This window comes from Microbacterium sp. (genome assembly GCF_052099035.1).
Lineage (GTDB): Bacteria > Actinomycetota > Actinomycetes > Actinomycetales > Microbacteriaceae > Microbacterium.
Map to the genome: position 1 here is coordinate 65,792 of NZ_JBQDSX010000006.1, position 24,515 is coordinate 90,306.

The window sequence follows — 24,515 nt, forward strand, 5'->3', positions numbered from 1 at the left end:
TCCGTGTTACGCGGGTATGACGCGGCGGGAATGGTCCGGCATCCAGGAGACTTGGCATCAGTAAACCTCAGATGAAAGTGAGAACAATGACTCTCCTCGGCCGCAGCAACCTCGAGGTCTTCCCTCTCTCCCTCGGCGGGAACGTGTTCGGTTGGACGGCCGACCGCGACGCATCGTTCGAGATCCTTGACGCGTATACCGCCGGTGGTGGCAACTTCATCGACACCGCCGACGGATACAGCGCATGGGTTCCGGGCAACAGCGGCGGCGAGAGCGAAGCACTCATCGGAGAGTGGCTTGCTGCGCGGAAGCCCTCCGGCATCACGGTCGCCACGAAGGTGAGCAGCCATCCGGAGTTCCGCGGACTTTCGGGACGGAATGTGCGCGCCGCTGCCGAAGCGTCGCTGAAGCGCCTCGGCATCGAGACGATCGACCTCTACTACGCGCACTTCGATGATGTCGAGACCCCGCTCGAAGAGACCGTCGCGGCGTTCGGGCAGCTCGTCGCCGACGGCCTCGTGCGCAACATTGCCGTGTCCAACTACTCCGCAGACCGCATCCGGGAGTGGATCTCGATCTCGCAGGATGCTGGCATTCCGCTGCCGGTCGCGATCCAGCCGCACTACAACCTCGTGCACCGCAACGACGTCGAGGAGAGCGTCATCCCTGTCGCTGAGGAGTTCGAGGTGAGCCTGGTGCCGTATTACGCGCTGGCCAGCGGATTCCTCACCGGAAAGTACCGAACGACGGATGCTGCGGGCTCATCGCCGCGCGCCGCCGGAGCGTCCAAGTACGCCACCGCAGAGGGACTTGCCGTGATCGACGAGCTCGATCGCATCGCTGGGGAGCACGACGCATCGATCACTTCGGTCGCGCTGGCGTGGTTGCGCGCTCAGCCGACCGTGGCTGCGCCGATCGCCAGCGCGTCACGCGTCGAGCAGGTCGCGGATCTGCTCGCGAGTGCGACGCTCGAGCTCACTGCGGACGAAGTGCAGGCTCTGGATGCCGTGTCGGAGTGGAGCCCGGCCAGCGTCTGAGTTCGCTGGGTGAAGGAGGCTTCGACTCGCGGAGACCCGCGCTGAGCGAGCGCCAGCGAGTCGAAGTGTCGCTCACCCCGTTTCGGCTCGCTCCGATCGCTCAACGACCGGGGCAAAACGAGTCAGCGGATGCGGCTCGGGCCCTCTGGCGTCTGCTCGACCATGAGCTGGGCGGGGATCTGCTCCTGCATGGACTCGACGTGGCTGATGATGCCGACGGTTCTCCCGCCCGAACGCAGCTCGTCGAGGGTGCGCATCGCGACCTCGAGCGTGTCGGCATCCAGAGACCCGAAGCCCTCGTCGATGAACAGGGTGTCGAGCTGGATGCCGCCGGCACGCGCCGTGACGACCTCAGCGAGCCCCAGGGCGAGAGCCAGTGAGCTCAGGAACGTCTCTCCTCCGGACAGCGACTGCGCGGGCCTCGTCTGTCCGGTGAATGCGTCGAACACGACGATGCCGAGCCCGGATGCTGCCCCCCGTGACGCGAGCGCGTCGGAATGCTGCAGCTGATAGCGCCCGGTCGACATGTCGCTCAGGCGCCGGTTGGCCGCGTCGACGATCTCTTCGAGCTCTGCCGCGAGCACGAATGTCTCCAGTGTCATCTTGTGCGTATTGCCCGCGCGTCCAGCGATGGTGTCGGCGAGCCCGCGGAGCACTTCATGTTCGGCCTGCTGCTCTGCGCTACGCGCGTGCTCGGATGCCGCGGACTCGATGAGGCCAGCAAGCTGCTCGGCCGTGTTGGCGGCCCGCCCTGCGACATCGACAGCAGCCTTCCACGCGGAACGGGCTTCAGCGGCTGCGTGCTCGGCGGGAGCGAGATCGATCGGCTCCTCGGGCAGCGTGCGCAGCTCGAGTTCGAGCAGCGTCGCCCGCTCCTTCTCGCGGTGCGCGCGGTGCGCGGCGATACGCCCCTCGATCGTCTCCTGCTCGGATGCGGAGCGCATCGCGTCCTGCGCCGCGGAGACGTCGTCGAAGTCGGATGCCGCGAGCGCGGCATCCTGTTCTTCTTTCGCCGCCGAGAACGCCTTCGCACTACGTGCCAGCTCGGTGAGCGCGGATGCCAACGCGCGCGCCACTGCGATCTGCGCTGTCGCCTCGGTAGTCCGCTCCGCAACCGTTTCGAACGTTCCCCGTGCTTCGCTGATCTGCGCCGCTGCCTGCTGCTCTCTCTGCGCGACGAGCGCGAAAGATTCGCGTGCGGCGGCAAGGGCTGTGGCGGACTCTGTTCTTTTCTGCTCCAGTGCGGCGATCGCGTCCGTCGTCTGCGCGACCTGCGCCTCGAGTGCCGTGAGCTCACTCGCGGCGGCGTCGGACTCGGCATGCGCCTTCGTCGCCGCCGCGACGTGGGATTCTGCGATCTCCGCCGTCCACCCGTCAGCGATAGCCGATGCCCCAGCCAGTTGCGCTTTCACGTCGGCGACCCGGTCCTGCGCTGCCCGCTCGTCGACCTGCGCGGCATCACGCACGGATTCCGCAGCCTCGATGTCATCGGCGGATACCGGGTCGCTGTGCTCCGCGGGCGCGGGGTGCGACGTCGACCCGCACACTGCGCAGGGCTCCCCCGACACGAGGGCCGACGCCAATTCACCAGCGAATCCCTCGAGGCGTCGCCGGCGCACATGAGCGAGTGCCGTCTGCGCATCGGCCGAGGCGGTGCTCGTCTCGACCAGCTTCCGCTCGGCCGTCTCGAGATCACCGCTGATCGTCACGACAGCGACTGCTGCCTCACGACGGGACTGCGCTGAGGCGAGAGCGCGCGCCAGATCATCGATGCGGTCGGCTTGCCGTCTGGCAGCATCGCGCTGTTCGGTCAGCTCGCTGAGCCGGGCTGGCAGCTCGGCACGTTCGGCATCTCCGGCGTCGACCAACGCGGAGGCCGCCGCGACCTGCATCCGCGCGTCGTCAAGTTCTGCGGAGAGTGCCACCGCGCCCTTCTCAAGTTCTGCCGCACGTTCCCATCCGCCGCTCTCACGGGTGCGTTCTGCAGCCCATCGCTCCAGGCGCTCGACCGACACCTGCTCGATCGAGATGCCGGTTTCTTCCCATTCCGATCGGGCGGATGCCTCGGCGGCAACCGCAGATTCATGGGCCTGTTCGGCCCGAGTCGACGCCGTGATCGTCGCGCGCAGTGCTTCGGCGGCCCGCGCCCGCTGGAGCGCGAGCTGAGCCGCATCGATCTCCGGTTGTTCGGCGTCGAGCTGCACCATCGCCGCGCGCGCCCGGTCGCGTTCCCGCTGCGCCTTCTGTTCGTCGCGGACCGTCGACAGGGCAGCATCCGCGGAGGTGAGGAGCTTCTCGGCATCGTCACGCTCCGCGCTGCGGCGCTCGACCCGGTACTCGGCGCGCGTAAGGGCTGCGCGGAGCGCCTCGATCCGCTCCGGTGTCTGCGTCGCGTCCTCGTCCACGGCGCCAGAATCACCCCAGAGATCCGCATGGGTGACGACGCGCTCGGCCTCCTCGATGCGCGCGCCCACCCGGGCGATGACGCCGGCGAGCGCATTCTCTGACGCGCGACGACGATCGTCGAAGCGGACCTGGACGTCTTCGAATCGCTCGGTGCCGAACAGCCGCCGCAGCAGTCCCTGCCGCTCCTTGCTGTCGGCGAGCAGGAACCGTGCGAACCGGTTCTGGGCGAGCAGGATCACCTGCAGGAACTGCTCGCGGCTCAGCTGCAGGATCTCATCGAGCTCGTCTGCGACACGCTTCTCTTTCGCCGCGAGGGTGACCCAGTCCCCTTCGGTCGAACGCACGTCGAGCTGCACCCCGGAGGCCTGTTTCGTCAGTCCTCCGCCGCGCTTGGCCGGACGCATGTACTCCGGCGAGCGCGTGACACGGTAGCGCCCGGAGCTGGTGCTGAACTCGACGACGACCTCGCTCGGGTCATCCGGTTCGCAGTGATCGCTGCGCAGCCGCTTCTCGCCGCCCTCGTAGCGAGGGACTGATCCGTAGAGACCGAAGCAGACGGCATCCAGAATGCTCGATTTGCCCGCCCCGGTGCGTCCGGCGATCAGGAAGATGCCGTCGTCCGCGAATCCGTCGAAGTCGACGGCCTGGCGGCGGAGGAACGGACCGAACCCCTCGATCTCGAGACGGTGAAGACGCACTAGACGAGAGCCTCGGCGACCACGCGCTCGTCGAGCACCTCACGGATGAGCTCGCTCTCACGCTCGCTCGGTCCCTGGCCTGCTCGCACGTGCTCGAGGAACGCCTCGATCCGCTCGGTGTCGGTCACCGCGGACTTCAGCCGCGCGGCATACGAGTGCTCTTCTGGCTCGCCGCTCAGCACCGGTGCGTGCTGCACAATCGCGCAGTGCGGGAAACGCTCCTTGAGCCGGCGCATCGGCTCGGCCTGCGGCAGTGCATCGGTGTACACCGCGCACACCCAGTCATCCGCGTGCTCTGCGACGTTCTCGGCGGAGAGGATCTCATCGAGAGGCCCGGTGAGCGTCACGAGACGCCTCGGCACGGGCAGTGCGAGCCACACGGCCGCGGCGAGTCCGGTGGCATCGAGGTCGATCAGCCAGGAACCTCGCTCCTTGTGCTGCTCGCCGAAGCTGTAATGCAGCGGCGCCCCCGCGTAGCGCACACGCTCGCTGATCTGCTGGCGACCATGGATGTGGCCGAGCGCGACGTAATCCGGGCCGTCGAAGACCTCGAGCGGGACTACGTCGAGGCCGCCCTGGCGCACCTCGCGCTCGAGGCCGGTCGTAGCATCCACCCCGGCGGCGAAGCAGTGCGCGATCGCGACCGAGCGTCCGTCATGCGTTGCCATGCCCGCACGCACCAGATCCATCGCGTGCGCCATGGTCTGCGCCTGCGTCTTCAGAGCCACGCCATCCCAATGCTGGCGCACGATCGCGGGCTCGAGGTACGGGATGCCGTAGAAGTGCACCGGTCCATCGGAATCGTCGATCGTCACCGGCGTGCCGATCGAAAGCGGGTCGGTCACGACGTGGATGCCATCGCGCAGCAGACGAGCCTGGAATCCGAGTCGTGCCGCCGAATCGTGGTTGCCACTCGTGACGATCACACGGGCGCCAGTGTCGTGCAGTGCCACGAGCGTGTCGCCGAGCAGCGTGTAGGCGGGCCCGGCCGGCGTCGCAGAGTCGAACACGTCGCCGGCGACGATGACGACGTCGACGGAATTGTCACGGACCTGCTGCACGAGGGCGCCCAGGACCTCGGCCAGCGCGTCCATGGTCGAGTTGCCATGGAACGTGCGGCCGATGTGCCAGTCGGAGGTGTGCAGGATTCGCATATTCACACCGTACGGAGGGCCTCAGACATTCGAGCCTAGGCCCGCCGCGGCATCCGGATCAGTGCACCAGCGAAACCGTGTCCGTGTCGTCCGAGACCGGCGAAACCGGCACGTCGTCCGATGACGAATCGTCCGAGACCGATCCCCTCGGCAGCAGGTCTTCCTTGCGCCCACGCACCATCGTGATCGCGATGACGGATGCCACCAGCATCCCGACCGCGGCCGCGACGAAGACGCCGCTGTAGCCATCCGTGAGCAGTTCCGACGAGCCCTGGGCGTTGCGACCGACCACTGCGGCGTAGACCGCAGTGAACACCGACAGTCCGATGGACCCGCCGATCTGCATGGCCGAGTTGGTGACGGCCGAGGCGACACCGGCGTCGTGCGGCGCGACGCCGGTGAGTGCGACGTTCTGCAGCGGAATGAAGACGAATGCCATTCCCATGCCCATCACCAGAAGTGCGGGAGCGACCTCGACGAAGTAGTTGCCGCCCGGTGTGATGAAGGACAGGTAGATCAGCGCCGCTGCGACGACGAGCGGACCTCCGATGAGCATCGGGCGCGGGCCGATTCTGCCCAGCATCTTGGTGGCGAGCCCGGCGAGCACCATTGTGCCCAGCGGCAGAGGCAGGCTCGCGATACCGGCCTCGAGTGCACCGAACCCGAGCACGATCTGCAGGTGGAAGGTGAGGTACAGCGTTGCGCCGATCATGACGCTGCCGGCGACGGCCTGGATCAGGAATGCTCCGCCGCGGACCTTGTGCGTGACGACGCGCAACGGCAGCAGCGGATTGCTGACCTTCATCTCGACCCACACGAACACGGCGAGCAGCACCACTCCGAGCGCGATGAAGGTGATGGTCAGCGGGCTCCCCCAACCGGTCTCCGCGAGGCTGAAGCCGTAGACGAGAGCCCCGAGGCCGGCGGTCACGAATAACGCACCCCACATGTCGTAGCGGTTGTCGCCGTCCGCCTTGCTCTCTGTGAGGAAGAGCGCGCCGCCGATGAGGCCGACCGCCACGAAGAAGAGGTTGACGAGCAGGCACCAGCGCCAGTCGAAGAACTCGGTGAGGAAGCCCCCGAGCACCATGCCGACCGCAGCGCCCGCTCCGGCCACGATGCCGAATACGGCGAAGGCGACGTTTCGCTCCCTACCGGAAGGGAAGAGGGTCGTGAGCAGCGCGAGCGCCGCCGGTGCCAGCATCGCCGCGAAGACGCCCTGCAGGGCACGTCCGACGATAAGTTCCCATCCTGCCGCGGCCATTCCGGCGTAGAGCGAAGCGACTCCGAACCCGATCATGCCGACCATGAAGGTGCGCTTGCGGCCCCAGTAGTCGGAGATGCGACCACCGAGCAGCAGCAACGCCCCGAACGCGAGCGCATAGGCGGTGACGACCCACTGGCGCAGGTGGTCGTCCATGTTCAACGCGAGCTGCGCCTGCGGAAGTGCGATGTTGACGATCGTGCCGTCGAGCACCACGACGAGCTGAGTCAGTGAGATGACGAACAGCGCCCACCATTTGGCTTGGGGATGGGAGCGCAGAGTTTGGGAACGCAGGGTCAGAGACATGAAAAAAACCTCCGGTGTCTGATGAGGATGCCGGAGGTTTCAAGCCTCGGACCAGCACCGGAAAGAGGTGCTGACCGCCTCAGCAAACGGCGCTGAGCAGGGCTCTAGTGTATCGGTCTTCCGAAGGAGAACCCTGAATCATCGCGTCGAACGCCCGGGCACGACCCGTAACATTCGGTCACATAGTGACGTCAGCGGCGGCGCAGGATGCCGGCCCGGTCTGGATGCTGCTCGAACCACTCCGCGACATACCAGCACACCGGTTCGACCTTGCGATCCCCGCGACTCTCGATGTCGGCGACCGCGCCGTCGACGACGCAGGCCGCGTACCCTTTTCCGCGGAAAGTCGGGATCGTGAACGCCCGCGTCAGGGCGATCGTCGTCCCGTCGTCGCGGTAGTCCAGCACGCTGACGAGCACCCCGTCGCGTGTGAGCGTGTAGCGCGAAGCATCTTTCTCATCGGTGACGAGGAACCCGTCGACCATCGTGGAATCCGTCATCCCTCCACGCTAGGCCACCCCGTCACGACAGGACTCGTTTTGACACGCGCCGACATTCTCGGACATAATCCCCCCATGACCACCAACGCGCGCCCTTTGTCCGCCCAGGAGGCGAACAGGACTGCCGGGATGATGATGCCCGGCTGCGTTGGCATGTGTTGCCGAATGTGTCGCTGATCACTCAGCCGACCTGTCCGGCTCCGTCCTTCGCTATCTGCGAGGCGTGAGCCCCCGAGCACCCACCCGCGTGCTCGCTCTCGGCCCTCCGGGTCATTCACGCAACACATCCGAGCCGCAACGGCTCACCTTTCCCAAGGACTTCATCATCATGTCGAACATCGCACTCCTCGAGCGTCCCGCCACCCGCACCCCTCACCTGCGTCCCGTCCCGCCGATCGTCGAATCCGCTGCTCCGGTTGCCCCCGCCGACCTTCCGGCGACCCGCTCGCCCCGCGGCTTCGCCCTCTACGTCGGACTCGACGAGATCAAAGCCGCCGAGGCCGGAGTCAGCCTGCCGCTGCTCGTCGACGCCCTGCGCCGCACGCTCGCCGAGCTCGCACCCGGTGCTGACACTCACGCGACCGTGGCGCTCGCTCCGCACGGCTCGGGCGGCCGCGACCTGGATGTCGTGCGTCTCGCCCTGCAGGAGCCGGGAGCTGTCGCACGCGCCAAGGCTGCGACCGAAACCGAGGACAAGGACGAGGACTACGGCGTCACTGTCGACATCTCCCGCAAGCGCGTGCTGATCGACGGAGAGTCCGCCGCGTTCACCTACAAAGAGTTCGAGCTTCTGCAGTACCTCGTCCTCCGCGAGGGGCGCACGATCGAGCGGTCCGAACTCGTCGATGCTCTGTGGCAGTCGCCGGATGACGAGACCCCCGGGGAGCGCACGATCGACGTGCACGTCCGGCGCCTGCGCGCCAAGCTCGGCCGCTACGAGGACATCGTCCGTACGGTGCGCGGCATCGGCTACCGCTTCGACCGCCACGCCGACGTCGTCATCCGCTACGGCCACGGCACGCCTTCGCCCGACCGCTTCTGAGGCCGTCCATCCGAACCGGTGTCAGACCCGGGACGTAGGGTGATGGCATGACGACGACAGTGGATGCCACGGCCACCGCTGCCGCGACCACGCATCCGCTCGAAACGGTCTACCGTCCCGCGCATCCGCTGAATCTGTTCCGTACGGTCGGCGTGCTGATGCGTGGGCCGAAGGACCCGACCATGCTCATCAGCGGTGCCACGCTGTGGCGAGCCAGTCGCACCCCGCTGGGCGTGGCCACGCTCGCCCTACGACAGAGCACCGCGGGAATCCACGCCACTGCATGGGGCCCCGGCGCCGAGTGGGCGTTGGCGCAGCTGCCTGTCCTCTGCGGAGCAGACGATGATGCGACGGGATTCGACGTGTCGCGGCATCCGCTCCTCGCCGATGTCGCCCACCGCACTCGCGCCACACGGCTCACCCGCACCGACCTCGTCTTCGATGCGCTCGCCAGCGCCGTGATCGAGCAGAAGGTCACCTCTCTCCAGGCGTTCGGCGCCTGGCGGGTACTGATCACGCGTTTCGGTGAGCGCGCTCCCGGCCCGACGCCGCGGCCGATGTTCGCTCCGCCCTCGATCGATGGCTGGCACAGCATCCCCTCGTGGAGTTGGCACCAGGCCGGAGTCGAGCCGCCACAGTCGCGTGCGATCGTCCGCGCCGCCGAACGCGGGCAGCGCATCGCGGATGTCGTGCTCTCCGCCCCGAGCAGCGGGGACCGCGATCGCATCCTCACGAGCCTTCCGGGCATCGGCGCGTGGACGTCCGCCGAGACGCGCATCCGCGCCCTCGGAGACCCGGATGCCGTCAGCGTCGGCGATTACCATCTCGCCCACCAGGTCGGTTTCGCCCTCACCGGCTCACGCACCGATGATGACGGGATGCTGGAGCTGCTCGCCCCCTGGGCTGGGCACCGCCAGCGCGTCATCCGCCTGATCCTCGCCAGCGGCCTCACCGAACCCCGCCGCGGTCCGCGCCTCGCGCCCGAAGACCACCGGCGGCGCTGAGCTCGCCCGTGTCAGGGCACCCTCTAAGCTGAGGGCATGGCGGGAACGAAGAAGCAGCGCTGGAGTTGGCTCGGTGGCACGGTCGTGCTCTTCATCATCGGCATCGTGATCGGCCTGATTCTGCAGAACGTGTGGCTCGGGCTGCTGCTCGCGCTGATCGTGTCCGTGGTCTGGCTGATCGCGGTCGAGTCGCGCAAGGGCGGTAATGCCGGGGTCAACGACGAGTCCCACGGCATCGAGTTATAGGGCTTCTCGGAACGTCGCCTAGCCTGGCGTCATGACCAACCCGACTTCATCCTTCTCGCTGGAGCGCCAGCGTCTCGATCTTCAGTTCCGCAATGTCACGCTCACGGCGCGTGAGCAGCTCGCCCCGAACTACGTGCGCGTACGACTCGAAGGCGACGATCTGTACGGGTTCGCCTCGCTCGGCAGCGACGATCACATGCGTCTGTTCTTCCCGACGGAGACCACAGATTCGATCGAGGAGCTTCGAGCGGCACCGAGCCGCGAATACACCCCGTTGGTGTGGGATGAGAATTGGCTCGAGGTCGAATTCGTGATCCATGGCGACGAGGGCGTGGCTTCCCGCTGGGCAGCGACCGCGCCGATCGGTGCGCAGATCGGCGTCGGCGGTCCACGTGGTTCTGCCGTGCTGACGGGCACCCCCGGCTCATGGTTCCTCGCCGGCGACGAGACGGCGATTCCAGCGATCCGCCGATTCGCCGCCCTGATCGGCGACCAGCCCGCACGGATCGTCATCGAAGTGCGCGGGTCCGAGGACGAGATCGACATCGATGCGCCGGTGAAGGTCGAGTGGGTCCGCCGTGGGGACGAACCCGCCGGGTCCGCGTTGATCACTTTCCTCGACGGTCTCGCCGAATCGGATGCCGTGGGTGAGGACCCGTTCGTGTTCGTCGCCGCTGAGCAATCCATCGTCAAACCCGGTCGTGCACTGCTCGCCCGCTGGGGAGTCGATACCGACCACGCCGTCGTCAAGGGCTACTGGAAGCGCGAAGAGGCCGAGTACCACGCCCCGCACTGAGCCGCGAGCTCGTTCTGCACAGCGACGCAAACTCAGCTCTTTTCCACAGCTCGGGGGTTTGCGGCATCTCCTTGGTCGGCAACGCTGGCACGCTGATCGGATCAATGGGACGATGAGGATGTGGGATTCATGAACGACGCGCAGATATGGACGATGATCGGGGCATTCACCGCCCTGATGTTCGGCATGATGACAATCGTGTCGACGTTGTTCATCCGCGTCGTGCGCACTGAGGTCGGTGGCCTGCGCAATGAGATGAACGCTCAGATCGGCGGGATGAACGGCCAGATGGACGGGTTGCGAGGCGAGGTGAACGCCCAGATCAGCGGACTGCGTAGCGAGATGAACGGTCAGATCGGTGGCCTCCGCAATGAGATGAACGCGCGCTTCGATGCCGTGAACACCCGTATGGATGGCCTCGACCGCGACGTGCAGGCGATCGTCAAGCGCACCTTCGGCCTCGACCGCGACTGACGAGTGCGCCTCCTCACACGAGAGGCGCAGCATCGACCTCGCTCACACGATCGGTGAACGCGTGCTTCGGCACGAAAATCAGCAGCACGGCGGCGGCGAACGCGGTCGCGCCGCAGACGATCCAGACCGTGAAGTAACCCTCGAGCGAACCGGCTGTGCCCTCGGTCCCCGCCGCCGTCGAAGCCACCCCGTGCAGCAGCGCGATGCCGAAGACGCACGAAGCGATCGCGCCGCCGACCGTCTTCACCGAGTTCGTGAGTCCTGTCGCGACACCGGTCTGGGTCTCGGGAGCCGCGGATGCCGCAGCCGCCGGCAACGCTGCAACGAGCGCCCCGGAGCCGATCCCGACGATCACGATGTTCGTGACCACCTGCAGGTATGTGGAGTGGAAGGGCAGGAACAGCAGGAACCCGACGCCCACGAGGATCGAGGCGCCCAGCAGCGTGATGCGGGGCGTCGTGATCCGCGCGATCACCGGGAACAGCAGAGCACCGGTGATCATCCCGATCAGGTAGATCCCGATGATGAGCGACGTCGCAAATCCCGTGGTGCCGAGCCCGTACCCGTAGACGTCCGGATCCGTCCGCACGAAGGTCGACAGCGGCGCCTGCGCGCCGAGGACGCTGACCCCGAACAGGCCCGCCGTGAGAAAGATCGGCCGGAGCGCCGGCGAACGGAACATCCGCACGTCGATCAGCGGATCGTCGTGGCGCAGCTCCCACAGCGCGAACGGCACGACCAGCAGCAGTCCGAGCACCACCACGGCCCATGACCACGGATTCGCCAGTCCCCCATCCAGTCGCAACAGGCTGAGCCCGCCAGTGAAGCAGATCAGGGCCATCGAGATGAGCACGAGTCCGACGGTGTCCAGCACGCCGCCGGCCGACTCCGGAGATTCCTTCACACCGAACAGGATCACGAAGAAGCACACCACGATCAGCAGCGCGGGGATCAGCAGCACGACCGTCAGCGGCAGCACATCGATGAGCGCACCGCCCACGAGCGCACCGGCGATAGCCCCGACCTCGAGGGCAGCCACGAGCAGTCCCGCCGCACGCGCGGTGATGACGGATCGTCCTTCCATCCGCCGCGAGCGCGACCAGATCAGGGCGATCTCCAACGGCAGCCACACGACGTAGAAGCCCATCAGGGTCCACGCGACGAGGAACACCCAGAATGAATCCGTGAACGGCAGGGCGAGGGCCGCTAGCGCGGTCAAGGCAGTCGAGATCAACAGCATCCGCTTGTGGCCGACCATGTCACCGAGCTTCGCGAAAGCGGGCACGACGAGAGCTGACAGCATGAGCTGGGTGCCCTCGAACCAGTTCACATCGGCGTCGTGAATCTGAAGATGCCGCGCGATATCGGAGAGCATCGGCGTGTAATAGCCCTGCAGCACGCCGCTGGTGAACTCGACGAACGCGAGGAATCCGACGACTGTGGCGAGCGCGCCAAGGGTGGCTTTACGGGACATCTTGATCCTCAGGTCAGGTTTTCGAGCAGAGCGCGATGAAAAATCTCGCCCCGCTCGAGAGTCGCGATCTCGACGCTCTCATCGACGCCGTGGATAGCCGCGCGCTGGGCGTTCGACATCTCCAACGGCGCGAAGCGATACACGGCGGGAGTGAAACGGTGGAAGTGGCGCGAGTCCGTCGCGGCCATCATGACGTACGGCACCGGCCGCACCCCGGGAAAGGCTTCCTCCAGCGCGCGCCCGAGCAGGCTGAACTGCGCATTGTCGGTGGGCGCCTCCGGCGATGGCTCGCTGCCCTCGACGACCTCGATCGAGACGAGCGGGTCACGGACGCGGCGACGCACCCGCGAAACCACGCTGTCGACGCTCTCACCGAGCGCGATGCGCAGGTTGATCGTGGCGGATGCCTGTGACGGGATGACATTCGCCGCTGTTCCGCCCGACTGCATCGTGGCGGCGATCGTCGTGCGCACCATCGCGGCGGGCTCCCCGCCGAGGGCTGCGAACACTCGCCCGGTCAGCAGCGGCACGGCCGCGAGCAGTTTCAGCAGCAGCCGTGAGGGGCCGGTGGTCTGCTCGGAGAACTGCGACAGCATCCGAGGAATCGCTCGAGGCGTACGCGTGCGGAATGTTCCAGGACCCAGGCGATTGACAGCGCGCGCAATGCGCCGCACTGCGGTGAGGGTCGGGGGCGCCGAGGCGTGTCCGCCATCACCCCGCGTGCTGAGCGTCAGCGTGAGCACGCCCTTCTCCCCCACGCCGATCATCGCGGCGCGCCCGTGCACGAACGACAGCGGCGCATCGACAACAGCGCCGCCTTCGTCGAGGACGAGCCACGGCACGATCCCGCGCTCCTGGAATGCTCTCGAGATCTCGACCGCGGCAGCGCCGAACGTCTCTTCGTTGCCGCCGAACGAGAGGTAGACATCGCGCGCCGGGACGAAGCCGGCAGCGAGCAGGTTCTCAACGGCCTCCAGCACGACGATGAGCGGCCCCTTGTCATCGAGGGTGCCGCGCCCGTACACGCGGCCGTCGGCGATCACGCCCGCGAACGGTGGATGCGTCCACGGGTCGGACTCGTCGACCGGCACGACGTCATAGTGCGCCATGAGCACGAGTGGTGCGGCATCCGAGACACCCTCCCAGTGAAAGAGCAGCCCGAAGTCCGTGTGCAGCTCCAGCCGCAACTGCGAGTGGGTGAGCGGATAGAACTCGGCGATCAGAGCGACAAAGTCGTCGAATGGCTTCATCCCGCGCTCGTCGAGTTCGGCAGACACGGTCGGCAGCTGAATCATGCGGGAGAGCCGCTCGGCGATACCCGGGCGTGCGACGACTGCGTCCATTTCCTCATGTTATCCCTGCAGATCGCACCCACCGTGCCGCCGCCGACGCCGTCGCAGTACAGTCGGTTCATGAAGATCGCCATCGCGGGAGGCACAGGGGTCGTCGGCGCGCCGACGGCCGCGGCGGTACGCACGGCGGGGCACGAGGCTGTCGTCCTCGCGCGCTCGGAGGGTGTGGACCTCCTCACCGGCACAGGGCTGGATGCTGCGCTCGACGGTGTCGACGCGGTGATCGACACGGCGAACGTCACCACCCTGAGTGCGGATGCCGCGACCGAGTTCTTCACGACAGCCACCGGCAACCTCATCGCGGCATCCGACCGCGCAGGTGTCGGCCACATCGTGCTGCTCTCGATCGTGGGAATCGATCGGATTCCGTACGACTACTACGCGGGGAAGCTTGCGCAGGAGAAAGTCGTGGAGGCCTCCCCCGTGCCCTGGACAATCCAGCGCGCGACGCAGTTCCACGAGTTCTCCGCGCAGATGTTCGCGCGGGCCAAGATCGGTCCCGTGCGCGTGGCGCCGCGGGCGCGCACGCAGCCGGTCGCAGCATCCGAGGTCGGTGAACGGCTCGCGACCGTGGCCGCGGGCACAGCGCAGGGCCTCGCCCGTGACTTCGCCGGGCCCCACGAAGAAGCGCTGGATGCCATGGTCAAGGCCTATGCGAAGGCAGTGGGTCACGGCGGGTGGCTGCCGTCGCTCAGCATCCCGACCAAGCAGATGAAGGGGATGCGCCAGGGTCTTGCACTTCCCGGCCCGGACGCCGACCTCGGGCATCAGACGTTCGCCGAGTGGGTGGCTGCGCGGCGCCGCTGAGCGCCACACCACCCGGTTCAGGTCGCAAACTCGGTCGCTCACAGCCGCCCAGAGCGACATAGTTCGCGACCTGAACGGGTCCACGCCACCCGTGGCGACGAACGTGGCAGGCCGGGGCGCGCGAGAATAGACGGGTGAGCCTTTTCGCCTTTGCCCCGTCGCGCGGTCCCCGGTGGCAGTTGGGGCTCCAGGCTGCCATCGGCATGGCGGTGCCGATCGCCGTGATGACGTTGCTGGGCCATCCGACTCTCGGCTACATCGCCGGTTCCGGTGCCTTCACCGTGCTCTTCCTCGGAGCAGCTCCCGTCGTCGAGCGGGCGCGCGTGCTGCCCTTTGTCTCAGCAGGGCTGATCCTGTGCGCTGCGCTCGGAGCATCTGCCGGAGCGAGCCGATGGCTGGTGAGCATCGGGATCGTCGTGATCGCTCTGGTCGCAGCCCTCCTGTGCTTCGGTTTCCGCCTGGGCCCGCCGGGACCGATCTTCTTCGTGCTCGTCTTCGGCCTGTCCGCGCAGATCGTCGCGCATGCGGAGATCTCGCTGCTCACCTACATCGCGGCGATCGCCGCCGGCTGCCTGTTCTCCTACCTCGTTGCGCTGTCGCCGCTGCTGATCTCGCACGTACGCTCGCATCCCGCACGTCCGCTGCGCGAACTCCTCCCCGGCCCGAGCTACGACAACGCATCGCGCCTGCTCCTGCTCCGAGTCGCGATCGTCGCGGTCCTCGGCGTGCTGATCGGCCTCTTCGTGGATCCGGGACGCAGCTACTGGATCGTCGGAGCCGGCATCGCCGTAATCGGACTCGTCACCGAGCGCCGGGCCGCGTTCCAGCGCGGACTGCACCGGATGCTGGGGACGATACTCGGTGTCGGCGTGTACGCGCTGCTGGCGCTGCTGCATCCGTCGGGGCTCTGGATCGCGCTGCTGCTCGGTGTGATGCAGTTCACGGTCGAACTCGTCGTCGTCCGCCACTACGCACTCGCGCTGATGATCATCACGCCCCTCGTGCTGCTGCTCACCGGAGCCGCGACCGGCAAGATCGGCTCGATGGACGTGGCGCTGGAGCGCATCATCGACACAATCGTCGGTGCGGCTCTGGGCGCAGCATCCGGTGTTCTGCATCCGCGTACGACCGCGAGAGAATAGGTGGCGGCATACTGGCGCGCCCTGGCGGGCCATTGGCGTCACCGTGACGTGGTGCTGACGTAAGGGATGAAATCCATGAACAGCACACGAATCATGGAACTCCGACAGGCCCAGGGCTGGACCCAGGAACGACTCGCGAACGAGAGCGGCGTCGGACTGCGCACCATCCAGCGACTCGAAGCGGGGCAGGACGCCAGCCTCGAGCCTCTCTCCCTCGTCGCCGACGCACTGCACGTCCCGGTCAGAGATCTCTTCACGACCATCGAGGATGCCGGCATGAGTAGCAGAGTCGACTCGTTGCAGGATCGAACCGACGAGCAGCAGGCCGCACGCGACCGGATCAGCGGTGCGTGGTGCTGGCTCTACATCGGCATCGGCGTCGTGCTGACGCTGGTCAGCTTCACGTTCCCGTACGGACTGGTGCTGTTCCTCAGCTACTGGGTAGGCGGGTACATCATCCTTGTCGCGATCCGGCGGATCTACCTCGAGCCGCGCCTCGACGAGAAGTACCCGCTGTCGCGCGCGAAGCAGTCGCGCCGCGAACGACGCGCCGCCTGACGACCGTTCAGGTCGCGATTTCGGTCGCTCAGAGCGCGGCATACCGGCCAGAATCGCGACCTGAACTCCGCTACGCGACCCGGCGGAGGTTCCGAGCGCTCACACCTCGCATCCAGCGCGCACGGAGGTCGCGCACAGCAACGATGATGCAAGATCGTTAGCTTGTGCGCTTGACCCGAGAGTGCACGCGCCGCCCCGAAGCGGCCCTCCAGCTACTTGTAAGGATCGTTACGTTCGTCATGCCCGAAACTCAGTTGATACCTTCTGCCCGCCGCCGCGTCGTCGCCCTCACCCTGGTTGCAGGTGCGGCGCTCGGACTCCTCACCACCGCCGGGCTCACGGCCGGCGCACCCGCTGCCGCAGAAGTATCCGGTCGAGCCGCGGTATCCGATCGCAGCGACCTGCGTGCGGAGCTGGCGCAGACGGCTGCCGCCGTCGATACGGGACGCTCCGCCATCGCCACCGCCTCCGCCACAGTCACGGATGCCCAAGCATCCGGCTTCGATCTGGGAGAGGTGACGATCGACGCCACCGGCCTCGCCAAGGCACTGAACGCGCTCTCCGATGACGAGGTCGTCGGAGCTGCCCGTGCCGTCGTGACGGCGAACACCATCGTCCAGACCGAGATCGTCACCGCCGACACAGCTGCGCTCCGCGGCCGGTTGGATGCCGCGATCGCCCAGAAAAAGGCCGAAGAAGATGCCGCGGCCGAGGCTGCCGCCCAGGCCGCTGCCATTGCAACCGCGAACACGCCTGACGGCGCCCGCAGCGCTGCTGCAGCGATCGCCGCCAGCGAGTACGGCTGGGGTGCCGGCGAGTTCTCCTGCCTCGACTCGCTCTGGATGAAGGAATCCGGCTGGGACTACCAGGCCTACAACCAGGACGGCGGCGCGACCGGCATCCCCCAGGCACTCCCCGGCGACAAGATGGCCAGCGCGGGCTCTGACTGGCAGACCAACGCCACCACGCAGATCCGCTGGGGCCTCGGCTACATCGCCGGCTCCTACGGCACCCCCTGCGCCGCGTGGGGTCACTCGCAGTCGGTGAACTGGTACTGAGCCCCCCGAGGCGCCGGGCGGGACGAGCACGTCGCTCAGAACCCCTCGCCCGGCGTCTCCGCGAGTGGTATAGCTGAACCATGTCGCTCATGGAGCTGTACCGGAACGCGCTCGGAGAGACGCCCGACAAGGCCGCTCTCATCTTCAGGAACACGACGACGTCGTATCGTTCGCTCTCGGATGCTGTCGATCGATCGGCCAGACGGCTCCTCCACCTCGGTATCGCGCACGGCGATCGCGTCGCGATCTTCATGCGCAACCGTTCGGAGTTCATCGAGCTCTATCTCGCGTGCTTCCGCATCGGCGCGATCGCCGTCCCGCTGAATCACCGCTTCCAAGCCGATGAGGTCGCCTTCGCCTGCAACCACTGCACGGCGAAGTTGCTCATCACGCATGGGCCGCTGTATCCCCTCATCCGGGATGTGCAGGCCGAGATCCCCTCGCTTGAGGGGATCTATCTCTGCGGCGACGTGCCGCCGCATTCAGATAACGCCTGGGATGCTGTCGACACCTCGGATACGTCGGAGTGGCCGACCATCAACGACGATGATGCGGCCATGATCCTCTACACGTCCGGCAGCACGGGCAAGCCGAAGGGCGTCGTGCACACGCACGGCTCGATCCTCGACACGGCCACGGGGCGCGCGACAACCCAGAAGCTGGTCGCCGACGACATCGCACTCGCTGCGACCGCGATCTGCCACGGCGGCGGATCGATCGGGGTGACCTTCCCGACGCTGTACGCCGGTGGAACGGTGATCATCCTCGAGGAGAGCGAACCCGGCCTGTTCCTCGACGCGCTGGCCGCGCACCGGCCGACGCGCACGCTCCTTCTTCCGGCCCAGCTTCTCGACGCGGTCGAATCGCCCCAGGCTGCGGATGCTGATTTCAGCAGCCTCCGCGAAGTTCAGTGCGGCGGCGATCAGATCTCCCCCGACCTCTACACGCACTTCGCGGATGTCGAAAGCCTCGATCTGAATCAGGCGTATGGCATGACCGAGTGCGAGGGATGCAGCATGAACCCGCCGTTCGGACTGATCAAGCGGGGTTCGATCGGGCTACCGCGCGAGGGTGTCGAATTCCGCGTGGTGCAGGGCGGCACGGATGTCGCCGACGGCGACGTGGGCGAGTTCGTCGTGCGGAGCAAGTCCGTGATGGCGGGCTATTGGAACGACCCCGAGAACACAGAAGCGGCCTTCGTCGATGGCTGGCTGCGCACTGGCGACCTCGGCTGGCGCGACGAGGACGGCTACCTGCACTTCGCGGGTCGGATCAAAGAGGTCATCATCAAGGGCGGCTCGAACATCGCTCCCGGTGAGGTCGAGGACGTGCTCAACGCGCATCCGGGCGTTGAGCTGAGCGGCGTCGTCGGGGCACCCGATGAGCGCCTCGGATCGATCGTGCACGCGTTCATCCAGCCTCACGCAGGACTTTCGACGCCGCCGAGCGAACAGGAGCTGATCGCCTTCGCGTCGGATCGGCTCGCTGCCTACAAGGTTCCCGACCGATGGACCTTCGTCGCGGACCTGCCGAAGAACAACGTGGGCAAGATCGATCGGAAGACCCTGCACGCGCTGGCGGCGGGGCTCTGACTAGGCTCCGCGCATCAGAACGAGCACGACGAAGATCAGCAGCACGACGGCGAGGATCAGATCGGTGATGGTCGGAATCCACTCACGCGCGCTCTTGCCGCTCTTCGCAAGATGGCGGATGCCGGCAAGCAACAGGAAAATCCCTCCGACCGCGGCGACCGGGGCGAGCCACGATGCGAGGAAAGTCGCGATGATTCCCGCGATGCCCATGGCGGTGTTCGCGAACCCAAGTTCCTGTACGATCTGATTCGCGCCGGGGCTGTCGATGCCCAACAGGTTCTTCGCGGTGAACTGCGGGCGGAACATCTGGACGATGCCCGCTCCCAGCAGACGGACGCCCACACCGAAGCCGACGAACCAGGAACCTGCGACCATCAGTGCATCCGCGCCCGGTGAGACGAGCAGTTGGATGATTGTGGCGGCCAGGGGAAGCACGATGGTCGTACCCACGACGAAGATGAGGTACATAGTCCCCTCATAGTGGCGGAATCCGCTCCTCGCGACAAGAGCATCTGCCTCAGGAATCCAGGGGCATCAGAGCTCGTTGAGGATCTCGCCGCGCTCATCGGGGGCCTTCGATATCAGCCGATCACGCCAGCCCTGCAGCGCTTCCGGTGTCAGCCGGGTCCAGTCGGTAACCTCGCGGACGATGCGAAGCGGCTCCGTACTGCGGAAGGACCGCGTCGGATTGCCGGGGAACTTCTTGTCGGTCACGTTCGGATCATTCTCGAACGCCCCTGTCGGCTCAACCTCGTACACGTGTGGCGCTCCGGTGCCGTCGAGCAACTCGACGGCAAGTTCTGCAGCCAATCCAGCGCCATCCGGAAGTGCCGTGAAATACACGTGGTTCATGATCACGTCCGGGCGATAGTTCGATCGGAATCCCGCGGTGAGCAGGTCACCGGTCCGCAGCACGACTGCTGTGCCATGGAAGAAGGGGCCATCGTCGAGCGCGTCACTCACGTCGCCACGCTAACGCGACCACGATGCGGTGTCGGTCGCGTCAGAGTGACGTGGATCACGCCGCTCTCCGCAACTTCCGTGTGGACGTTGTGGGTGAGTTCGACACTATGCAGGTCATCGACCAGCCCGGCGCGCAGGAAGTCACGTGCCGTGCGGTATCCACCACCGATGCGCACGTCCTTGTCACCAGCATCCTCAGTCGCCTCACCGAGGACGTCTTCGATTTCGCCATTGCGAAAATGGAACGTGGTACCGCCCTTCATCGGGATCGACGGCCGCGGAGCGGTGTGGGTGAGGACGTAGCGGTTGTCGATGCCGGTCGTACCCGTACCGCTGAAGTCTCCAAGTTGTTCCCGGAACGCTCGAGTCGCGACAAACGCAGCGGTGAGGCGGTCCCAATCGGCACCCATGGGACTATCGGGCGTCGGGTCAGCGGGCATGTAACCGTCCAGAGAGACAGACAGATCCATACGAACGCGAGTCATGTCAGCTTCCTTTCGAGGCCGCTCAATCATCACGGCGGGCAGAAAGATCTGTCAAGGGTCCACTGCTCAAGCCGTTCGGTATCGACGGTGCGGAATACCCCAATGGGGTATACCGTTGGACATATCGACCTCTCATCCCGGCACGGTTTCAACTCCGAGGAGGATAAGCCCATGGGCAACTCGCACAACGGCGACGCGGGGCACGCCCATGTAGATCACGGTCATGTCGGCCACAACCATAGCGATCACAGCCACAGCGACCACGTCGGGCAGTTCCGTCGCCTGTTCTGGATCATGCTCGTCCTCGCTGTCCCCACGGTCGCACTGTCGAGCATGTTCTCGACGATCCTCGGCTATCCCCTCCCCGATATTCCGGGACTGTCATGGGTTTCACCGGTGCTGGGCACCGTCATGTATGTCTGGTGTGGAAGGCCGTTCCTCGTGGGTGCGGTCGGTGAGCTCCGTGCTCGCAAACCCGGCATGATGCTGCTGATCGGCCTGGCGATCACCGTCGCATTCGTCGCCTCTTGGGGCGCGACCCTCGGCGTGCTCCATCACGAACTCGACTTCTGGTGGGAACTCGCCCTCCTCATCGTCATCATGCTCCTGGGGCACTGGATCGAGATGCGTTCCCTCGCCCAGACCACCTCGGCACTCGATTCACTCGCCGCACTGCTGCCCGACGAAGCGGAACGTGTCGAGAATGACCAGGTCGTCGTTGTGTCGCCTACGGATCTCCTTGTCGGTGACGTCGTCATCGTCCGGCCCGGAGGCAGCGTCCCCGCGGACGGGCGCATCGTCGATGGACGCGCTTCGATGGACGAGTCCATGATCACCGGCGAATCCCGCACAGTGGAGCGCAGCGTCGGCGACCAGGTCACCGCGGGAACCGTTGCCACCGATTCCGGTCTTCGCGTGGAGGTCACCGCCATCGGCGATGACACTGCGCTGGCCGGCATCCAACGCCTGGTCACGGAGGCGCAGAACTCGTCTTCCCGCGCACAGCGCCTCGCCGATACCGCTGCCGGGTGGCTGTTCTGGTTCGCCCTCGGCGCCGCGGCAATTACTGCGCTCGTGTGGACGCTCATCGGATTCCCCGACGCTGCCGTCATTCGCACGATCACCGTGCTCGTCATCGCCTGCCCGCACGCGCTCGGGCTCGCGATTCCGCTGGTCGTCTCGATCGCCACTGAGCGCGCTGCGCGCGCGGGCGTGCTCATCAAGGATCGGCTCGCGCTGGAGAGCATGCGAACCATCGACACGGTGCTGTTCGACAAGACCGGAACCCTCACCAAGGGCGAGCCCGTCGTCTCCGAGGTCGCCGCTCTCGACGGCGCCGATCCTGACCAGGTTCTTGCCCTGGCCGCGGCTGCAGAAGCAGACAGTGAGCACCCGCTGGCGAAGGCCATTGTTCGTGCGGCTGCCGACAAACATCTCACTGTCCCGCGCAGCAGCAGCTTCACCTCCTCGCCCGCCGTGGGCGTCACCGCAACCGTCGACGAAAACAGCATCCGAGTCGGTGGACCGCACCTGCTCACCGAAGAGAACGCCGACGAACTTCCGATCGCCGACCTGTGGCGGACGGATGGCGCCATCATTCTCCACGTCCTCGAAGACGGCCGCGTGATCGGTGCGTTGAAGCTCGCCGACGAGGTGCGCTCGGAGTCTCGCGAAGCCGTCGACGCCCTTCACGCACTCGGCGTGCAGGTGGTGATGATCACCGGCGATGCGGATGCTGTCGCGCAGACCGTTGCACAGGATCTCGGCATCGACCGCGTCTTTGCCGGGGTCCGCCCAGAAGACAAGGCCGCGAAGGTCCAGGAGCTCCAGCACGAGGGGCGGAAGGTCGCGATGGTCGGCGACGGCGTCAACGATGCCCCTGCGCTCGCGCAGGCCGACGTCGGGTTGGCGATCGGAGCCGGGACGGATGTCGCGATCGCGTCGGCCGGCGTGATCCTCGCAAGCTCCGACCCCCGCTCGGTGCTGTCCGTGATCGAGCTGTCGCGGGCCTCGTACCGGAAGATGAAGCAGAACCTGTGGTGGGCCGCTGGCTACAACCTCATCTCCGTGCCTCTTGCTGCCGGCGTCCTCGCCCCGATCGGCTTCATACTGCCGATGTCGGTCGGAGCGATCCTCATGTCACTATCCACAATCGTGGTCGCCCTCAACGCGCAGCTACTTCGCCGGCTCGACCTCCGCCCCGACGCCACCACCCGCCCCCTCCTCGACCGCCGACGGTGAGTCGGAGGCACGGGAGAAGAGCGTCGCTGTTATCCCGTCAGACTCGACACCAGTTTTCTCCGATCTCACGGAAGCTGTCGGAGCGTGAGACACGACTCCAGCGGAATCTCGCGGGAGTCATAAACGGATCTGAGGTCGATCAGTCTCACGAGACTTGTCGGAATTTCGTCGGCGGATGCCTTCTGATGCGCTCGTCATCGCGCGCGGCGTCACCTCCGACGCGTCAGCAATGTCCGCGGCTGCGAGTAGAGTCTGCCCGGTGAGTGAATCGCCCGGCCAACGTCGTGTACGCGCGGTGGTGGAAAGCGTCAGCGGACGCGCGCCAGCGACGGCGCCAACGAAGATCGTGGAACGCTTCGTTCCGCACGCGCGAAGAGCTCATAACAATGGCGATCGGCAACGGCCAGAGCGCGTGTCCTCATCGCCCGGGATCGTGTCCGCGACATCGACAACTCAGACGAGGGAAAATCTTGGCTAGCAACATTCTCGTGGAAGGTGATCCCAGAATCGGATGGATGGTTGACGGCGATCCGACCACTCCGGAGATCGCGGTCATGCTGGAACGTACCGACGAGTCGATTCAGCTCACAATCCCCACAAAAGGCATGTTCGAGCACGACGACCCCTACGCCCGCTGGTTCTCCTCGGGGGTCCAGTACGGAGACGATCCCGACCGAACCCGTTTCCGCTACACTCCACCGTCAAATCTGCTGTTCAACGATCACCGCGGCCACGTAAGCCTCATCGGCTGTCGGCAGGCTGCAGCCTCGTTCGGTTCCAACGGTGCCGGCTTCGGACGAGTGGTCGCCGAGTATGCGGTCCTTGGAGGCCGCAGCTGGGCGAACTTCGAAAAGGTCAACGGCGTCCGCACGGAGATCCCCGGGCTCGCGGATTGGACGGGGATAAGCAGTCGCACGACCGAAGTGAAGAGCGACAAGGCAAACCGCACACTCGAATACACCATCACCATGCGCTCCCCCGCCGCGCAGCGTCTGGCGCGGAACAAGAATCTGACCCTTCAGCCTTCCTGGCGTTCCAGCACCCCTGCGCCGGGAACGATCGCAACCCACGATGTCGTCCAGATCTCTACGACATCCAAGAAGCCCGAGGCTTGGGATGGCCTCCTCGCCCCGCACCGCGCTGTTCAGGACCTCCTCTCGCTATCGGCTTGGAAGCAGTTCGGCTTCTCTCGCATCGAAGTCGGAGTTGCTGAGCAGCCGAATCGGCATGAGACCCCCGCGGACGGCGAGAACAAGATAACGGTGTGGTCCGAAGTCGTCACCCACCGCCTCCGCCTCGCCGATAATGCTCCCGCGGACGTGAACTTCCTGTTTAAGTTCGCGGACATCGGTGCGGCTGGCGTGCAGCGCTGGGTTCGACTGAGGTCTAAGTACGAACGCGCCCTGCTGCCCCTCATCGGGATCGTTGACGAACGCGGCCTGTTCGTCGAGACGCGCGTCGCGCAAACCGGAATCGCCATCGAAGCACTCGGCTTCCAGCTTGCAAGCGACGGAGCGAACGGGGCCGTGCTGAATGCGCGCGGGCAGATCACTTACAACGATGCGATGGAGGCGATCCTCGCAGATATGCCTGTGGTGCCTGTTCCGGAAGTCGAGGCATGGAAGAATCGATCCCGGCTGTCATACATGGGTGTCAAACATGCAGACAACCCGACGCCCGACATTGTGACCCTAGCTAACGCCTATCGCGAGAATGCTCTCGTCCTCCGCTACTGGGTCGCGGGTCGTCTCGGGTGCACGGAGGACGTTCTGAGACGGCGGCTTGACAAGGACCCGCTTAGCAGCGGCTTCGTTGCCGCTTGACCGAGAACCGGCTCATCGCATTCCAGGGTGTAGGCGGAGTCTGAAGCCACCCGCCCCGAGCAGGGATCGGGCGATGCAGTGCGTGAGATCTCG

22 protein-coding genes are annotated in these 24,515 nt (G+C 66.2%); 13 read left to right on the forward strand and 9 right to left on the reverse strand.

Annotated elements, in window-relative coordinates:
- Positions 1 to 86: 86 nt before the first annotated feature.
- Positions 87 to 1,037 (forward strand): aldo/keto reductase, encoded by a 951-nt coding sequence (locus tag ACTIAO_RS03380; protein ID WP_441904858.1) that lies wholly within the window; start codon positions 87 to 89, stop codon positions 1,035 to 1,037.
- 122 nt (positions 1,038 to 1,159) lie between these two features.
- On the opposite strand, the gene ACTIAO_RS03385 is transcribed toward ACTIAO_RS03380, so the two are convergent.
- The 4 genes from ACTIAO_RS03385 to ACTIAO_RS03400 all read right to left on the reverse strand — a co-directional run bounded on the left by ACTIAO_RS03385 (position 1,160) and on the right by ACTIAO_RS03400 (position 7,365).
- Complete coding sequence (locus tag ACTIAO_RS03385; protein WP_441904859.1) at positions 1,160 to 4,141, reverse strand: AAA family ATPase; 2,982 nt, start codon at positions 4,139 to 4,141, stop codon at positions 1,160 to 1,162.
- Positions 4,141 to 5,295 (reverse strand): exonuclease SbcCD subunit D, encoded by a 1,155-nt coding sequence (locus ACTIAO_RS03390; RefSeq protein ID WP_441904860.1) that lies wholly within the window; start codon positions 5,293 to 5,295, stop codon positions 4,141 to 4,143. The genes ACTIAO_RS03385 and ACTIAO_RS03390 overlap by 1 nt, the downstream gene beginning before the upstream one ends.
- Positions 5,296 to 5,353: 58 nt before the next feature.
- Complete coding sequence (locus ACTIAO_RS03395) at positions 5,354 to 6,865, reverse strand: MFS transporter (protein ID WP_441904861.1); 1,512 nt, start codon at positions 6,863 to 6,865, stop codon at positions 5,354 to 5,356.
- A 191-nt stretch (positions 6,866 to 7,056) separates the two neighbouring features.
- The gene (locus ACTIAO_RS03400; RefSeq protein ID WP_441904862.1) at positions 7,057 to 7,365 is read right to left on the reverse strand and encodes a GNAT family N-acetyltransferase; all 309 of its coding nucleotides are present in this window, start codon (positions 7,363 to 7,365) and stop codon (positions 7,057 to 7,059) included.
- Between the two features lie 328 nt (positions 7,366 to 7,693).
- Between ACTIAO_RS03400 and ACTIAO_RS03405 the strand changes: the two genes are divergently transcribed.
- The 5 genes from ACTIAO_RS03405 (at position 7,694) to ACTIAO_RS03425 (ending at position 10,927) form a co-directional block, all read left to right on the forward strand.
- Complete coding sequence (locus tag ACTIAO_RS03405; RefSeq protein ID WP_441904880.1) at positions 7,694 to 8,407, forward strand: winged helix-turn-helix domain-containing protein; 714 nt, start codon at positions 7,694 to 7,696, stop codon at positions 8,405 to 8,407.
- A gap of 47 nt (positions 8,408 to 8,454) precedes the next feature.
- A complete protein-coding gene (locus ACTIAO_RS03410; protein ID WP_441904863.1) occupies positions 8,455 to 9,411 on the forward strand; it encodes a DNA-3-methyladenine glycosylase family protein in 957 nt (318 codons plus the stop codon).
- A 36-nt stretch (positions 9,412 to 9,447) separates the two neighbouring features.
- On the forward strand, positions 9,448 to 9,657 hold the full coding sequence (locus ACTIAO_RS03415) for a hypothetical protein (protein WP_441904864.1): 210 nt from the start codon (positions 9,448 to 9,450) through the stop codon (positions 9,655 to 9,657).
- A gap of 31 nt (positions 9,658 to 9,688) precedes the next feature.
- Complete coding sequence (locus ACTIAO_RS03420) at positions 9,689 to 10,453, forward strand: siderophore-interacting protein (RefSeq protein WP_441904865.1); 765 nt, start codon at positions 9,689 to 9,691, stop codon at positions 10,451 to 10,453.
- 129 nt (positions 10,454 to 10,582) lie between these two features.
- Positions 10,583 to 10,927 carry a hypothetical protein gene (locus tag ACTIAO_RS03425; protein WP_441904866.1) on the forward strand — a complete coding sequence of 115 codons (345 nt, stop codon included), beginning with the start codon at positions 10,583 to 10,585 and terminating at the stop codon, positions 10,925 to 10,927.
- 13 nt (positions 10,928 to 10,940) lie between these two features.
- Here the strand turns inward: ACTIAO_RS03425 and ACTIAO_RS03430 are convergent, their stop codons facing one another.
- Positions 10,941 to 12,401: an MFS transporter gene (locus ACTIAO_RS03430; RefSeq protein WP_441904867.1), complete on the reverse strand. Its 1,461-nt coding sequence runs from the start codon at positions 12,399 to 12,401 to the stop codon at positions 10,941 to 10,943.
- 8 nt (positions 12,402 to 12,409) lie between these two features.
- Complete coding sequence (locus ACTIAO_RS03435) at positions 12,410 to 13,744, reverse strand: M20/M25/M40 family metallo-hydrolase (RefSeq protein WP_441904868.1); 1,335 nt, start codon at positions 13,742 to 13,744, stop codon at positions 12,410 to 12,412.
- Positions 13,745 to 13,813: 69 nt separating this feature from the next.
- Between ACTIAO_RS03435 and ACTIAO_RS03440 the strand changes: the two genes are divergently transcribed.
- The 5 genes from ACTIAO_RS03440 to ACTIAO_RS03460 all read left to right on the forward strand — a co-directional run bounded on the left by ACTIAO_RS03440 (position 13,814) and on the right by ACTIAO_RS03460 (position 18,910).
- Positions 13,814 to 14,560, forward strand: a complete 747-nt coding sequence (locus tag ACTIAO_RS03440; RefSeq protein WP_441904869.1) for an SDR family oxidoreductase — start codon at positions 13,814 to 13,816, stop codon at positions 14,558 to 14,560.
- 134 nt (positions 14,561 to 14,694) lie between these two features.
- Positions 14,695 to 15,702 (forward strand): FUSC family protein, encoded by a 1,008-nt coding sequence (locus ACTIAO_RS03445; protein ID WP_441904870.1) that lies wholly within the window; start codon positions 14,695 to 14,697, stop codon positions 15,700 to 15,702.
- Between the two features lie 75 nt (positions 15,703 to 15,777).
- On the forward strand, positions 15,778 to 16,260 hold the full coding sequence (locus tag ACTIAO_RS03450; protein ID WP_441904871.1) for a helix-turn-helix domain-containing protein: 483 nt from the start codon (positions 15,778 to 15,780) through the stop codon (positions 16,258 to 16,260).
- A gap of 239 nt (positions 16,261 to 16,499) precedes the next feature.
- On the forward strand, positions 16,500 to 17,318 hold the full coding sequence (locus ACTIAO_RS03455) for a phospholipase (protein ID WP_441904872.1): 819 nt from the start codon (positions 16,500 to 16,502) through the stop codon (positions 17,316 to 17,318).
- Between the two features lie 80 nt (positions 17,319 to 17,398).
- Positions 17,399 to 18,910, forward strand: a complete 1,512-nt coding sequence (locus ACTIAO_RS03460; protein WP_441904873.1) for a class I adenylate-forming enzyme family protein — start codon at positions 17,399 to 17,401, stop codon at positions 18,908 to 18,910.
- Here the strand turns inward: ACTIAO_RS03460 and ACTIAO_RS03465 are convergent, their stop codons facing one another.
- The 3 genes from ACTIAO_RS03465 to ACTIAO_RS03475 form a co-directional block, all read right to left on the reverse strand.
- Complete coding sequence (locus ACTIAO_RS03465) at positions 18,911 to 19,378, reverse strand: DUF6790 family protein (protein WP_441904874.1); 468 nt, start codon at positions 19,376 to 19,378, stop codon at positions 18,911 to 18,913.
- A 66-nt stretch (positions 19,379 to 19,444) separates the two neighbouring features.
- Positions 19,445 to 19,873 (reverse strand): NAD(+)--rifampin ADP-ribosyltransferase, encoded by a 429-nt coding sequence (gene arr, locus ACTIAO_RS03470; protein WP_441904875.1) that lies wholly within the window; start codon positions 19,871 to 19,873, stop codon positions 19,445 to 19,447.
- The gene (locus ACTIAO_RS03475; RefSeq protein WP_441904876.1) at positions 19,870 to 20,358 is read right to left on the reverse strand and encodes a dihydrofolate reductase family protein; all 489 of its coding nucleotides are present in this window, start codon (positions 20,356 to 20,358) and stop codon (positions 19,870 to 19,872) included. The genes arr and ACTIAO_RS03475 overlap by 4 nt, the downstream gene beginning before the upstream one ends.
- 171 nt (positions 20,359 to 20,529) lie before the next feature.
- On the opposite strand from ACTIAO_RS03475, the gene ACTIAO_RS03480 reads away from it, so the two are divergent.
- Together ACTIAO_RS03480 and ACTIAO_RS03485 are read left to right on the forward strand one after the other, a co-directional pair.
- Complete coding sequence (locus ACTIAO_RS03480; RefSeq protein WP_441904877.1) at positions 20,530 to 22,599, forward strand: heavy metal translocating P-type ATPase; 2,070 nt, start codon at positions 20,530 to 20,532, stop codon at positions 22,597 to 22,599.
- Between the two features lie 386 nt (positions 22,600 to 22,985).
- The gene (locus tag ACTIAO_RS03485) at positions 22,986 to 24,422 is read left to right on the forward strand and encodes a hypothetical protein (RefSeq protein ID WP_441904878.1); all 1,437 of its coding nucleotides are present in this window, start codon (positions 22,986 to 22,988) and stop codon (positions 24,420 to 24,422) included.
- Positions 24,423 to 24,515: the final 93 nt, after the last annotated feature.